The organism is Hydrogenophaga sp. NH-16, from assembly GCF_004006415.1.
Lineage (GTDB): Bacteria > Pseudomonadota > Gammaproteobacteria > Burkholderiales > Burkholderiaceae_C > Hydrogenophaga > Hydrogenophaga pseudoflava.
In genome coordinates this window covers 2,350,325-2,362,323 of the sequence record NZ_CP029344.1, presented here as the reverse complement: position 1 = coordinate 2,362,323, position 11,999 = coordinate 2,350,325, and the positions used below count along the sequence as shown (strand labels likewise).

At 71.6% G+C, this 11,999-nt stretch carries 13 protein-coding genes; 3 read left to right on the top strand and 10 right to left on the bottom strand.

Going from position 1 to position 11,999, the window contains the following annotated elements; all coding sequences use genetic code 11:
• Positions 1 to 29 precede the first annotated feature (29 nt).
• A complete protein-coding gene (locus DD542_RS11410; protein ID WP_127805746.1) occupies positions 30 to 917 on the top strand; it encodes a DMT family transporter in 888 nt (295 codons plus the stop codon).
• A gap of 1 nt (position 918) precedes the next feature.
• Here DD542_RS11410 and DD542_RS11405 read toward each other — a convergent pair whose 3' ends face one another.
• The 4 genes from DD542_RS11405 to tsaB form a co-directional block, all read right to left on the bottom strand.
• A complete protein-coding gene (locus DD542_RS11405) occupies positions 919 to 1,686 on the bottom strand; it encodes an alpha/beta hydrolase (RefSeq protein WP_127805745.1) in 768 nt (255 codons plus the stop codon).
• A gap of 85 nt (positions 1,687 to 1,771) precedes the next feature.
• Complete coding sequence (locus tag DD542_RS11400) at positions 1,772 to 2,584, bottom strand: uracil-DNA glycosylase (protein WP_127807374.1); 813 nt, start codon at positions 2,582 to 2,584, stop codon at positions 1,772 to 1,774.
• 124 nt (positions 2,585 to 2,708) lie between these two features.
• Positions 2,709 to 3,203, bottom strand: a complete 495-nt coding sequence (rimI, locus tag DD542_RS11395) for a ribosomal protein S18-alanine N-acetyltransferase (RefSeq protein WP_241559793.1) — start codon at positions 3,201 to 3,203, stop codon at positions 2,709 to 2,711.
• Between the two features lie 71 nt (positions 3,204 to 3,274).
• Positions 3,275 to 4,027 carry a tRNA (adenosine(37)-N6)-threonylcarbamoyltransferase complex dimerization subunit type 1 TsaB gene (gene tsaB / locus DD542_RS11390; RefSeq protein WP_206610799.1) on the bottom strand — a complete coding sequence of 251 codons (753 nt, stop codon included), beginning with the start codon at positions 4,025 to 4,027 and terminating at the stop codon, positions 3,275 to 3,277.
• Positions 4,028 to 4,072: 45 nt separating this feature from the next.
• Between tsaB and dacB the strand changes: the two genes are divergently transcribed.
• Positions 4,073 to 5,689 (top strand): D-alanyl-D-alanine carboxypeptidase/D-alanyl-D-alanine-endopeptidase, encoded by a 1,617-nt coding sequence (gene dacB, locus DD542_RS11385; RefSeq protein WP_127805743.1) that lies wholly within the window; start codon positions 4,073 to 4,075, stop codon positions 5,687 to 5,689.
• Positions 5,690 to 5,708: 19 nt separating this feature from the next.
• On the opposite strand, the gene DD542_RS11380 is transcribed toward dacB, so the two are convergent.
• The 4 genes from DD542_RS11380 to purE form a co-directional block, all read right to left on the bottom strand.
• Positions 5,709 to 5,954: a hypothetical protein gene (locus tag DD542_RS11380; protein WP_066157000.1), complete on the bottom strand. Its 246-nt coding sequence runs from the start codon at positions 5,952 to 5,954 to the stop codon at positions 5,709 to 5,711.
• Positions 5,955 to 6,062: 108 nt separating this feature from the next.
• Entirely contained in the window at positions 6,063 to 7,067 is a 1,005-nt protein-coding gene (locus tag DD542_RS11375) for an L-threonylcarbamoyladenylate synthase (protein WP_127807372.1), read from the bottom strand.
• A gap of 11 nt (positions 7,068 to 7,078) precedes the next feature.
• A complete protein-coding gene (locus DD542_RS11370) occupies positions 7,079 to 8,314 on the bottom strand; it encodes a 5-(carboxyamino)imidazole ribonucleotide synthase (protein ID WP_127805742.1) in 1,236 nt (411 codons plus the stop codon).
• A gap of 4 nt (positions 8,315 to 8,318) precedes the next feature.
• Entirely contained in the window at positions 8,319 to 8,807 is a 489-nt protein-coding gene (gene purE / locus DD542_RS11365; protein ID WP_127805741.1) for a 5-(carboxyamino)imidazole ribonucleotide mutase, read from the bottom strand.
• 154 nt (positions 8,808 to 8,961) lie between these two features.
• Here purE and trxA point away from each other — a divergent pair, with 154 nt between their 5' ends.
• Positions 8,962 to 9,936 carry a thioredoxin gene (gene trxA / locus DD542_RS11360; protein ID WP_127805740.1) on the top strand — a complete coding sequence of 325 codons (975 nt, stop codon included), beginning with the start codon at positions 8,962 to 8,964 and terminating at the stop codon, positions 9,934 to 9,936.
• A 6-nt stretch (positions 9,937 to 9,942) separates the two neighbouring features.
• Here the strand turns inward: trxA and DD542_RS11355 are convergent, their stop codons facing one another.
• Positions 9,943 to 10,911, bottom strand: coding sequence for a tripartite tricarboxylate transporter substrate binding protein (locus DD542_RS11355; RefSeq protein WP_127805739.1), 969 nt, complete (start codon positions 10,909 to 10,911; stop codon positions 9,943 to 9,945).
• 57 nt (positions 10,912 to 10,968) lie between these two features.
• The gene (locus DD542_RS11350; protein ID WP_127805738.1) at positions 10,969 to 11,898 is read right to left on the bottom strand and encodes a dihydrodipicolinate synthase family protein; all 930 of its coding nucleotides are present in this window, start codon (positions 11,896 to 11,898) and stop codon (positions 10,969 to 10,971) included.
• Positions 11,899 to 11,999 lie beyond the last annotated feature (101 nt).

Sequence of the window (11,999 nt, the reverse complement as noted above, 5' to 3'; positions counted from 1 at the left end):
ACCGCCCCCATCACCGTGATGCTCTGCACATGTCGCTTTCCCGCCAGCAACTCGTTCTGCTCGTCCTGCTCACCCTGGTCTGGGGCATCAACTGGCCGATCATGAAGTTCGGGGTCACCGGCTTTCCACCGCTGACCTTCCGCGCCCTGTGCATGTGGCTGGGGCTGCCGCTGCTGGGCGGCTTCCTGTGGCTGCGCCGCGTGCCCTTCACCATCGGTCGCGAACACTGGCCCGAGCTGGCCCTGCTCACCGTGTTCAACATGTTCTTCTGGCACACACTCGCGATCCTGGCGGTCCAGTCGCTCTCCAGCGGGCGCGCCGCCATCCTGGGCTACACCATGCCGGTGTTCTCGGCCGTGATCGGCGCTCTGTGGTTCGGCCAGCGGCTGGTGACGCGCGCCTGGGCCGGCGTGGCCGCCGCCGCGCTGGGCGTGGTGCTGCTGCTGTGGCACGAGATCACCACCCTCTCGGGGCGGCCGCTGGGCGTGGCGATGATGCTGGTGGCCGCCGCCACCTGGGCCGTCGGCACGCAGCTGATGCGCCGTACCCGCATCGCTGCGCCCACGCTGGCGATCAGCTTCTGGATGACGGTGGCGACCACGCTGTGGATGTCGACGCTGGCGCTGCTGTTCGAGCGCGGCCAGTGGCTGGCCCCCAACCCCGCGCAGTGGGCGGCCATCGCCTACAACGCGGTCGGCGTGTTCGCCTTCGCGCAGGTGGCCTGGCTGGTGCTGGCGCGCGAGCTGCCGCCCATCGCGTCCACGCTGTCGGTGATGTTCATCCCAGTACTGGGCGTGTTCAGCGGCGCCTGGTGGCTGGGCGAGGTGCTGCACTGGCAGGACTGGACCGCCGTGGCGCTGGTGATGCTCTCGATCGCCACGGTGCTGTGGCCCGCCCGCTCCACCGCGGCCACCTGAGTCACATCGCCTTCATCAGGAAACGTTCGATGGACGTCGCCAGCGCGATCGGCGTCTCGTCCATCGGGTAGTGGCCGGCGTTGGCCATCACCTCCAGCGTGGCATTCGGGTAGTGCTGCAGCCAGGTGGCCTTGCAGGTCTCGGCGCCCAGCGCCGGGTCGTGTTCGCCCGCGATCACAAGCACCGGCAGGGTCTGGCCCTGCACCCGGTCCAGCACCGAGGTCTTGGCCCAGGCCACCAGGTAGTCGGCCACCGCGGTTTCATCCGAGTGCTGCAGCGAGCGCCGGGCCATGCCGTCGAGCCAGACGCCCGAGAGCCGGTTGCCGGTGGTCAGGTCGATGATGGCGCGGCGCGTGCCCACGTCCTTGGCCGCGGCCGAGAAGAAGGTCCAGCCCGCGTCGTCGAAAGGCACACCCGAGGCCGGCACCGGGGTCACGCCCACCAGGGCCTGCACCCGCTGCGGCGCGTCGGCCAGCACCTGCTGGATCGCCAGCCCGCCCATCGAATGCCCGACCAGGGCAAAGCGGTCCCAGCCCAGCGCGTCGGCCAGCGCCAGCGCGTCCTGCGCGATCTGGGCCATGGTGTAGGGGCCGCCGCTGTCCTTGCGGTGGCCGTAGCCGCGCTGGTCGAGGAAGGCGTAGGTGAAGGCGTCCTTGTCCAGGTGCTGGACCATGGGGCCCCAGCCGCGGGCATGGCCGAACCAGCCATGCAGGCACAGCACCTTGCGCGGGCCGGTGCCGATGAGGGGGGCGTCGAAGAGCTGGGTCATGGGGGTCTCCCGTCGTTGGTGATGACCGCAGGATCGCGCGACCGGCGCTGGCCGCCAACCCGGGGGAACCCCTGCCCCCCGACCGTCAGAGGCCTTCGGCCGTCTCCATCGCCAGGCAGAGGTCTTCCCAGGCCTTGGCCTTGTCGGCCGGGGTGCGCAGCAGGTAGGCGGGATGGTAGGTCACGATCACCGGCACGCCTTCGTAGCGGTGCACGCGGCCGCGCAGGCGGCCGATGGGCTCCTCGGTGCGCAGCAGCGACTGCACCGCAAAGCGCCCCATCGCCACGATGATCTTGGGCTTCACCAGCGCGACCTGGCGCGCCAGGTAGGGCTCGCACTGCGCGACCTCCTGCGGCTGGGGGTTGCGGTTGGCCGGCGGGCGGCACTTGAGCACGTTGGCGATGTAGGCACCCTTGACGCCCTCGCCCGTGCGGCTGCGGCCGACGGCACGCAGCATGTTGTCCAGCAGCTGACCGGCCGCGCCCACGAAGGGCTCGCCCTGCAGGTCCTCGTTCTCGCCCGGCGCCTCGCCGACGATCATCCAGTCGGTCTGCGTGTCGCCGACGCCGAACACCGTGTTGCGCCGTGTCTTGCACAGGCCACAGGCCTCGCAGCCGGCCACGGCCGCCCGCAGCGCCGGCCAGTCCATCTGCGCCACGCCGGCCGGGCGCAGGCGCTCGGTGGCCGCGGGTGATGTCGGCACGGCCACCGGTGCAACGGCCGGTGCAGCCGGCGCCGTCCTCGGCGCGGTGGCGGGTGCAGGAGGGGCTGAGGGGCGGGTCTCGGCCGGCGGGGGCGCCACCGGAGCAGACACCGCCGGCACCGCAGCCGGTGCAGGCTCCACCGCGGCCGCATCGGCGCGCGGCGCCCAGACGCGCACGCCCATCTCGGCCAGCATCGCACGCTGGCGCGCGTCCAGATGCGGCACGAACGAGGTGGCGTCGTCGTCGAATCCGCTCACTGGACTACCCTCCGTGCTGCGCACTGCGGGGCTGAGCGCCTTGGGAACGGCCCGGCGGCGCTCATGACGCTGCTCCTGCGGGCGGACCCGACAGGTCCAGGCTCATCACCACCGCGTCCTCGCGCTGCAGCCCGCCGGCCGGGTAGTAGCCCCGGCGCAGGCCGACCTGCTGGAAGCCGCAGCGGGTGTAGAGCGTGCGCGCCGGGTCGTTGCCCGCGCGCACCTCCAGCCACAGCCACTGCGCGCCCTGGCCGCGCGACCACAGCACCAGGGCGTCCAGCATGAAGCGCGCCCAGCCCTGGCGCTGCTGCGCGGGCGCGACCGTGATGTTGAGCAGGTGCACCTCGTCCACGCCGGGCATGGCCACCAGGTAACCGAGCAGCACCCGGCCGTCGCCACGCTTCGGGTGCGGCACCTCGCCGGGCAGGGGCTCGGCCAGCAGCATCACGGCGGGGTGGCCGCTGGCCAGCGAATCGGCGAAATGGCGCCGCGACCAGGGGTGGGCGTAGGCCGTTTTCTCGACCTCGCAGACCGCATCCAGGTCGGCGTCCGTCATGGGCTCGAAGGCCACTCGGCGCCCGCGCTGGGGGTCGGTGGCCGCCGCGGGCCAGGGCGAAGCGAGGGCCGTCATGCCCGCCCCTCCCGCTCCAGCGTGGTGCGCGCGACCTTGTCGCGCACGTACAGTGGCAGCGCCTCGCGCGCGTCCACCGCATGGCCCGCCGCCATCAGCGCCGGCGCCAGCGACAGCAGGGCCTGGGCCGTGGGCAGCGCGGGCTGCCGGGGGAGCGCCGGCAGGTCGAGCCGGTCGCGGTACACCTCGAACACATTGCCGGCCAGCAGGACGTCGCGCCCTTGGTCTGGCGCCACCCCACGCAGCCAGTCGCCCAGGTCCTGCGGGGCACACAGGCGCGGCGCCTGCAGCGGCCCGGTCCGCAACCCGTCGGGGCCGCAGGCGTACAGGGCCACATACATCTCGTCCATGCGGGCGTCCAGCAGGGCAGCGATCGCGGCGGGCACGGCCTGGCCGTCGGCGACCCGCTGCAGCCGGGCCGATTCGGCCAGCGCCAGCAGGGTGTCCACCGGCAGCACCGGCCGCCCTCCCGCGCCGTAGGCCAGGCCCTGTGCGACCGAACAGGCGGTGCGCAGGCCGGTGAACGAGCCCGGGCCGCGCCCGAACACGATGGCGTCCAGCGAGGCCAGCGACCAACCCGCCTGCGCCAGCAGCGTTTGCACGGCCGGCAGCAGCGTGGCCGAGGCCTGGGCCGCGCCCGGTCCTGTGAACGCCAGCGGCGTCTCGCCGGGCGCGCCCGAGCCCAGGGCCACCGACAGGGTGTCGGTGCTGGAGTCGATCGCCAGAAAACGCAGGTCGGAAACAGGCATTCGGGGGATTATCCGTGAGGGGCCCGGACCCATAATCGGCACTCCATGCGACACCCCCTGCACGCCGCCCTGCTGACCGGCCTGCTGCTGACCCTGGTCAGCGGTGGTGCACTCGCACAGGCGCAGGAACAGGAGCTGTCGGCCGGCGAGCTGCGCCTCACCCCCGAAACGGGTCTGCAGGCCCCCGGCACACCGTCCACCACCGCACCCACCGCGCTGCCGCGCGCCGCGGCGCTGCCGCCCCCCGTGCAGACCGGCCTGCCGCCGTCGGTGCTGGCGGCCCTGCAGCGCGCCCAGGTGCCCGCGGCGGCCATGTCGGCCCTGGTGCTGCCGGTCGGTGGCCCCGGTGCCGCCCGGGTGCGCTTCAACACCGAACAGCCGGTCAACCCGGCCTCGGTGATGAAGCTGGTGACCACCTACGCCGCAATGGACCTGCTCGGCCCCGACTTCACCTGGTCCACCCGCTTCTACACCAACGGCGTGGTGGACAAAGGCACACTGCGCGGCAACCTCTATATCAAGGGCGGCGGCGACCCCAAGCTGGTGCTCGAACGCATCCAGGGCGCCTTCCAGGCGCTGCAGAACCTGGGGGTGGTGGTCGTGCTGGGCGACATGGTGCTGGACAACAGCGCCTTCGACCTGCCACCGCGCGACCCCGGCGCCTTCGACGGCGAGGCGCTGCGGCCCTACAACGCCGGGCCCGACGCGCTGCTGGTGAACTTCAAGTCGGTGGTGCTCAAGTTCTTTCCCGACCCGGCCGCCGGCGTGGCGCGGGTGTTCAGCGAACCGCCCATGGCGGGGCTGGCGGTGGACGCCACGCTGCCGCTCACCCGCAGCGGTGGCTGCGGCGACTGGCGCGGCGCCATCGGTGCCCGCTTCGACGACGTCAACGCGATCCGCTTCACCGGCCGCTACCCGGCCGGCTGCGGCGACAAGGAGTGGCCGGTGGCCTACCAGGACCCGGCCAGCTACGCGGCGCGCGCGCTCGAAGGCCTGTGGCGCAACAGCGGCGGCGCGCTCACCGGCAAGGTGGTCATGGGCGCCACCCCGGCCCGGGCCCGCCTGCTGCACGAGGCGAGGTCGCTGCCGCTGTCGGACATCATTGCCGACGTCAACCAGTGGAGCAACAACGTGATGGCGCAGCAGCTGTTCCTCACGCTGGGGCAGCTGGCGCCCGCGCGGGTCGATACGATGACCGTGCCGCGCGGCCGGCTCACGCCCGAACGCCAGGGCCGGCTGGAGCGCTCGCGCGAGATCGTCGCGCGCTGGTGGAGAACCACCTTCGGCATCCGCCACACCGTGCCGGTGATGGAAAACGGCTCCGGCCTCTCGCGCATCGAGCGCATCACGCCCGAGGCCCTGGGCGATCTGCTGCTGCACGCGGCCCGCCACCCCCGCGGCGCGACCTTCGTCCAGTCGCTGTCGGTGGCCGGGGTCAAGGGCACGGCGGCCCGCGTCGGCCGGGAGCCGGGCAGCCCGGCCTATGGCAACGCCTGGCTCAAGACCGGCACGCTGCGCGACGTGACCGGCATCGCCGGCTATGTGAACGCGGGCAACGGTGGTCGTTACGTGGTGGTCGGGTTCATCAACCACCCGAACGCCATGGCGGCACGCCCGGCGCTCGACACCCTGGTCGAGTGGACCGCCGCCCTGCCCGACTGAAGCCGCCGCGGGTGGGGGTTCAGCCCAGCCACCAGACCAGTGCGGGCACGACACACACCGCCAGGACCACCAGCCCGATGCCCAGCCGGCGGTGGTCGCGGCGGGCGATCAGCGCGCGCGCCTTGCGGCGGTTGAGCGCAGCCAGCAGCAGGTCGTCGTCGCAGGTCTCGGCCTGCATGGTGCTGTAGTACTGGTGTCTCGTGGCGTCGTTGATGGCCAGACGGTCGTCGCTGACGCTCTGGAAAGCGAAGTGGTTGCGGTTCACGGCGGGCTCGCAGGTGGTTCGGCGGACGGAGGTGCAGGCGCCCTGACGGGCATCCTGCAGGGGCTATCGGCCGACCGCCGCCGAACTTGAGGGAAAGATTCGCCCGCGTCAGGCCGCGGCGCGCTGCAACCGGTCGCGAACGCCGTCCCACTCGGCGCCTTCGGGCGGCGTCTCGACCCAGATCAGCTTCACGCCGATGGCGTCCAGTTCGCGCAGCACCGCGAACAGCTCCTGCGCGCAGGCGGCGGCATCCGCCGGCATGCGGCGCTGCACCACGGCGCGGGCAGCCCGCTGCGTGGTGCGCGTGTACACGGCGATGTGCTTCGCGTCCTGGCCCAGCACGTCCAGCGCGGCCTGGATCTGCTCGCCCGACATCAGCCGCACCTTGGCGCGCGGCGCGTAATGCGATTCCAGCGTGCCCGAGGCGCGTGGCGCGGCCTCGTCGCGCTCGCGCAGCGGCTGGCCACAGGCGGCCTCGATCTGCGCGGGCGTGAGCATGCCAGGGCGCAGCAGCACCGGCGCACCGCGCGAGCAGTCCACGATGGTCGATTCGATGCCCACCGGGCAGGCGCCGCCGTCGAGGATCAGCAGCTGTTCGTCGTCCAGGTCGGAGAATTCCTCGGCCACGTGCGCGGCCGTGGTCGGGCTGACGCGGCCGAAGCGGTTGGCGCTGGGCGCGGCCACGCCGATCACGCCTTGCCGACCTGCTGCCTTCAGCAGCGCCTGCGCCACCGGGTGCGACGGGCAGCGCACGCCCACCGAGTCCTGGCCGCCAGCCGCCACCGCCGCCACCTCGGGCCGGCGCGGCAGGATCAGCGTGAGCGGTCCGGGCCAGAAGGCGGCCATCAGCGCCACGGCGAAGTCCGGCACGCTGTGCGCCAGCGGCGCCACCGCCGCGCGCCAGTCGCCAGCTTCGGCCGGGGGAATGTGCACGATCAGCGGGTGGTCGCTGGGCCTGCCCTTGGCCGAGAAGATGCGGCTCACCGCGCTGGCGTTGCCGGCGTCAGCCGCCAGGCCGTAGACGGTCTCGGTCGGCATGCCCACCAGGCCGCCCGCGGCCAGGCGCTGCGCGGCCTGCTCGATGGCCGCCGGATCGCTGGCGTTCAGGGTCAGGGGCACGGGATTCAGTCCAGCGCGGGCAGGCCGAGCAGGACGAGGACTTTGGAAGCCGTCTCGCGCACCTGCACCACCGAGTCGCCGGTGATGTTCAGGTGGCCCATCTTGCGGCCCGGGCGGGCGCTGAGCTTGCCGTACAGGTGCAGATGGGTGCCCGGCAGCGCCAGCACCTGCGCCCAGGGCGGCGACACCGGCTGTTCGCTGGCGGCGCTGCGCACGCCGTTGGGGTTGAACCAGAGGTCGCCCAGCAGGTTGACCATGATGGCCGGGCTGTGCTGGCGCGGCACGGGCAGCGGCAGGCCGGCCAGGGTGCGCACCTGCGCCTCGAACTGGGACATGTCGCAGGCGTTCTGCGTGTAGTGGCCGCTGTTGTGCGGCCGCGGCGCCATCTCGTTGACGATCAGGTCGCTGCCGCCCTGGCCGTTGTCGACCACGAAGTATTCGACGCAGAGCACGCCAACGTAGTTCAGGTGGTTCGCAATCGCCACCGTGCTGGCCTGCGCGCGCGCCGCCAGATCGGCCGGCACGGCGCCCTCGTAGACCTCGGTGATGGCCAGGATGCCGTCGTGGTGGGTGTTCTTCTGCACCGGGAAGGCGACCACCTGCCCGTCGGCGCCGCGCGCCACGATGACCGAGCACTCGCTCTGCAGCGGCATCAGCTTTTCCAGCACGCAGGGCACCCGGCCGAGTTTGTCCCAGGCGGCAGCGAGTTCTTCGCGGTTCTTCACGCGGATCTGGCCCTTGCCGTCGTACCCCAGACGCGCGGTCTTGATGATGCCGGGCAGCAGGTCGGCCGGCACCGCCGCCAGCAGCTCGGACGTCTCGATGGCCGCGTAGGGCGCCGGGTAGACGCCGCTGATCGGGCCGCACTGCACGAAGTGCGCCTTCTCCTGGATGCGGTCCTGCGCCACGGCCACGCAGTTGGCCGAGGGGGCCACCGGGCGGTGCGCGCCCAGGGTGATGAGCGCAGGCGCGGGCACGTTCTCGAACTCGGTGGTGATGGCGTCGCAGCGCTGCATCAGCTGGGCCAGGCCCTGCTCGTCGTCGTAGGGCGTCTCGATGTGGAAGTGCGCCACCAGGCCGGCCGGGCTGGCGGGATCGGGATCGAGCACCGCGGTGAAGTAGCCCATGGCCTGGGCGGCCTGCACGAACATGCGGCCGAGCTGGCCGCCGCCCATGACGCCGAGGGTCATCTGTTGGCCACGGTCGGACAGGGCACCGGGCAGGAGGGGTTTGAGGCTCATGGGATCAGACTGGCAGGGTCATGTTGCGGGCCGCTTCGGTCTGCTCGGCGCGGAAGGCCAGGAGCCACTGGCGCAGGGCCGGGTCTTCGTTGGCCAAGAGGGCCACGGCGAACAGCGCCGCGTTGGCGGCACCGGCGGGGCCGATGGCGAAGGTTGCGACCGGCACGCCCTTGGGCATCTGCACGATGGAGTGCAGCGAATCCACGCCCGACAGCGCCTTGGACATCACGGGCACGCCCAGCACCGGCACCACCGTCTTGGCGGCGATCATGCCCGGCAGGTGGGCGGCGCCACCGGCGCCGGCGATGATGGCCTTGAGCCCCCGGCCGGCGGCGGCTTCGGCGTAGGCGAACATGTCGTCGGGCATGCGGTGGGCCGAGACCACGCGCGCCTCGTGCGCAATGCCGAAGTCTTTGAGGATCTGCACGGCGTGCTGCATGGTGTCCCAGTCGCTGCTGGAACCCATGACGACGCCAACCACGGGTGTGCTCATGGGGAAGGCTCTCGTGCGCGCCGGACCGGGCGCTGTTGGAAGGAGACTCGGGTGAAGCCGGAGCCCGCGGGCGGGCGGCTCCGGTAAAGTGCGGATTTTACGTTTCGCGCCACGCCGGCCGCCACGTCCCGCCCCCACACCACCGCAGCACGCCATGATCAACGTCACCGTCGCCAACTTCGAAGCCGAGGTCATCGAGGCCTCCATGCACACCCCGGTGCTGGTCGATTTCTGGGCCACCTGGTGCGGTCCCTGCAAGGTCATCGGCCCCATCCTGGAGAAGGTCGAGGCCGAGTACGGCGGCCGCTTCAAGCTGGTCAAGATCGACTCCGACCAGGAACAGCAGCTGGCCGCGGCCTTCGGCATCCGCAGCATCCCGACCTGCGTGCTGCTGATCGGCGGCCAGCCGGTGGACGGCTTCATGGGCGCGCTGCCCGAGGGCCAGATCAAGGCCTTCCTCGACAAACACCTGCCCAGCGAGGACGAGCTGGCCGCGCTGGCGCAAGCCGACGAAGCACAGCAGATGCTGGACCAGAGCGCCGAAGGTGAAGGCGCCGACCCCGCCACCGCGCTGGAGAAGCTGGCCCAGGCCGTGGCCCAGGCGCCCGACAACGACGACCTGCGTTTCGAACTGATCCGCCAGTGCATCAGCCACGGTCTGTTCGAACAGGCCGCCGGGGCGCTGGCGCCCACGCTCTCGCGCATCCCGGTGCCGCTGCGTTTTGACGCGCTGGCCCAGTGGCTCAACGCGTTGGAGTTCGTCGGCACCGACCCGCGCGGGCAGTGGCCGCTGGAGAAATTCGACGAGCTGATCGGCCAGAACAAGCGCGACTTCGAGACCCGCTTCGCCAAGAGCCGCGTGCTGATCGCCATGGGCGAATGGCCCGCCGCGCTCGAAGAGCTGCTGGAGATCATCATGCGCGACAAGAAGTGGGACGACGAGGCCCCGCGCAAGACCTACGTCGGCCTGCTCGAACTCATGACCCCGCCCAAGCCCAAGGCCGACCCGGCCGCGGCCGGCAAGAGCGCCGGCGGCATCGAGCTGGCGGGCAAGGCGGCGGTGCAGGAAGACCCGCAGGCGCAGCTGGTCTCGCAGTACCGGCGCAAGCTCAGCATGGCGCTGAACTGAGCCGCCTCACTCAGGCTTGAAGCCAGCCCCCTTGAGCAGCTCGGCGCTGCGGGTCACGTCGGCGGCCACGTACTTGCGGAACTGCTCGGTGCTCTCCTGCACCGGCTCGATCCCCAGGGTGTCGAGGGCGCCCGATTTCGCCAGCTGGTCCACCGCCTTGTTGACGGCCTTGTTCAGCAGCTGCACCCGATCTTCCGGCGTGCCCTTGGGCGCCCAGACGCCGTACCAGGACTCGTAGACCATGCCGGGATAGCCGCTTTCGGCCGCGGTGGGCACGTCCGGCACCACCTTGCTGCGGCGCGCCATGGTGGTGGCGATGGCCTTGACCTTGCCGCTTTTCGCCATGGCCTGGATCGAAATGATGGAATCCATCAGCAACTGCACATGGCCGCCAGCCACGTCGGCCAGCGCAGGCGCGGTGCCCTTGTACGGCGTCATGGTCAGTTTGAGGCTGCCCTGCTGGGCCAGCAGCAGCGTCGCCAGGTGGCTGGGCGCACCCAGGGCCGGCACGGCGGCGGTCCACTTGTCGGGTTGCGCACGTGCGGCGTCCAGCACCTCCTTCAGGTTCTTCTGCGGTGCGCCGGGCGGGATCACCAGCATCAGCGGCGCCTCACCCACACGTGCCACGGGCGCGAAGTCGGCCTGCGGGTCGTAGGGCGGGTTGGCCAGCACCTGCCTGGCCAGCACGTGGGTGGCGGCCGAGAACAGCAGGGTCATGCCATCGGGCGTGGCCATCTGCACCGCCTTGCCGCCGATGGTGCCGCTGGCGCCGGCCTTGTTCTCGACGATCACCGACACGCCCAGGTCGGTCTGCAGCTGCCGGCCCAGCAGGCGCGCCGCCTGGTCCACCCCGCCGCCTGCGGCAAAGGGAACGACCAGTTTGAGCGTGCCCGACGGGAACTGGCCCTGCGCCTGCACCGGCGCCGTCAGCGACAGCCCCAGCGCCAGGGCGGCCATCCAGATCTTGGTCTTCATGCTTCTTGTCTCCACGGGTGGATGGTAGGCGCGCCGGCCCGGCGCGCCTGAGGGGTCTCACTGCGCCAGGCCCAGGCCTGCGGCGCGCATGGCGGCGGCGATTTCGTGCTCGGCGCCTTCGGCCAGCGGCAGCAGCGGGCTGCGCACCGTGGCGTGCTCGAGGATGCCGCGCGCCACCAGTGCCCACTTCAACGCCACCGAACCCTCCATGTGCGAGCCGCGGTGGTAGACGTTGGCGGTCACCGGCAGCAGGCGGTCGTGCAGTTCGCGCGCCTTCTTGTAGTCCTTGGCCTTGCCGGCCTTGATCATCTCGACCAGCGGCTCGGGCGCGATGCAGCCATAGCCCACCAGCGCGCCGTCCACGTCGAACATGGTGTGCAGCAAGTACTCGTCGTGGCAGGTCAGGATCTGCAGGTCGGGGCGCTCGGCGCGGATGACCGGGATCTCCCGGTCCCAGCGCTTCATGTTGCGCACACCGTTCTTCATGGCAAACACGCCAGGCAGGGCGGCAATGTCCAGTTGCGTTTCCAGGTCGTAGGTGCACTTGGTCGCGTCGGGGTACTGGAACAGGATCAGCGGCAGGCCGCTGGCCTCGTAGATGGCCTTGTACTTGTCCTGCGGTGCGCCCTTCTGGTAGCCGAAGCGCAGCCAGCCGTGCGAGGGATAGACCAGGCCGGCCGAGGCGCCCGCGTCCACGGCGCGCTTGGCTTCGGCGGCCGCGACCTGCGTGCCTTCGAGCGTGATGCCCGCGATGATGGGCAGCTTGTCGTCGACCGCCTTGCGGAAGGCTTCGATGACCTTGAACTGCTCGTCGCGTTCGAGGAAGGTGCCTTCGCCGGCGTGGCCGAGCACGGTCAGGCTCTTGACGCCGTCCACGCTGGCCAGCCAGCGGCCCAGGCGCTGGATGGCCGCGTAGTCGACGGCGCCGTCGCGGGTGAAGGGGGTCACGGGGGCGGGGTTCAGGCCGCGCAGGTCGGGAGCGTTCATGTCGGTTCCTCAGCAAGGGGTTCGTTCGGCACAGCCGCCGTGCTTTCTGCCCGGTGACCGCCTGGGCGGCGGGGCCCTGCAGGTCCGCCGCCGTGAAACGG

What these genes read in the sequence shown, in the direction of transcription:
- DD542_RS11410 (WP_127805746.1), top strand. Translation starts at nt 30, where the DNA reads ATGTCGCTTTCCCGCCAGCAACTCGTTCTGCTCGTCCTGCTCACCCTG.
- DD542_RS11405 (WP_127805745.1), bottom strand. Translation starts at nt 1,686, where the DNA reads ATGACCCAGCTCTTCGACGCCCCCCTCATCGGCACCGGCCCGCGCAAG.
- DD542_RS11400 (WP_127807374.1), bottom strand. Translation starts at nt 2,584, where the DNA reads ATGCTGGCCGAGATGGGCGTGCGCGTCTGGGCGCCGCGCGCCGATGCG.
- rimI (WP_241559793.1), bottom strand. Translation starts at nt 3,203, where the DNA reads ATGACGGACGCCGACCTGGATGCGGTCTGCGAGGTCGAGAAAACGGCC.
- tsaB (WP_206610799.1), bottom strand. Translation starts at nt 4,027, where the DNA reads ATGCCTGTTTCCGACCTGCGTTTTCTGGCGATCGACTCCAGCACCGAC.
- dacB (WP_127805743.1), top strand. Translation starts at nt 4,073, where the DNA reads ATGCGACACCCCCTGCACGCCGCCCTGCTGACCGGCCTGCTGCTGACC.
- DD542_RS11370 (WP_127805742.1), bottom strand. Translation starts at nt 8,314, where the DNA reads ATGAGCCTCAAACCCCTCCTGCCCGGTGCCCTGTCCGACCGTGGCCAA.
- purE (WP_127805741.1), bottom strand. Translation starts at nt 8,807, where the DNA reads ATGAGCACACCCGTGGTTGGCGTCGTCATGGGTTCCAGCAGCGACTGG.
- trxA (WP_127805740.1), top strand. Translation starts at nt 8,962, where the DNA reads ATGATCAACGTCACCGTCGCCAACTTCGAAGCCGAGGTCATCGAGGCC.
- DD542_RS11355 (WP_127805739.1), bottom strand. Translation starts at nt 10,911, where the DNA reads ATGAAGACCAAGATCTGGATGGCCGCCCTGGCGCTGGGGCTGTCGCTG.
- DD542_RS11350 (WP_127805738.1), bottom strand. Translation starts at nt 11,898, where the DNA reads ATGAACGCTCCCGACCTGCGCGGCCTGAACCCCGCCCCCGTGACCCCC.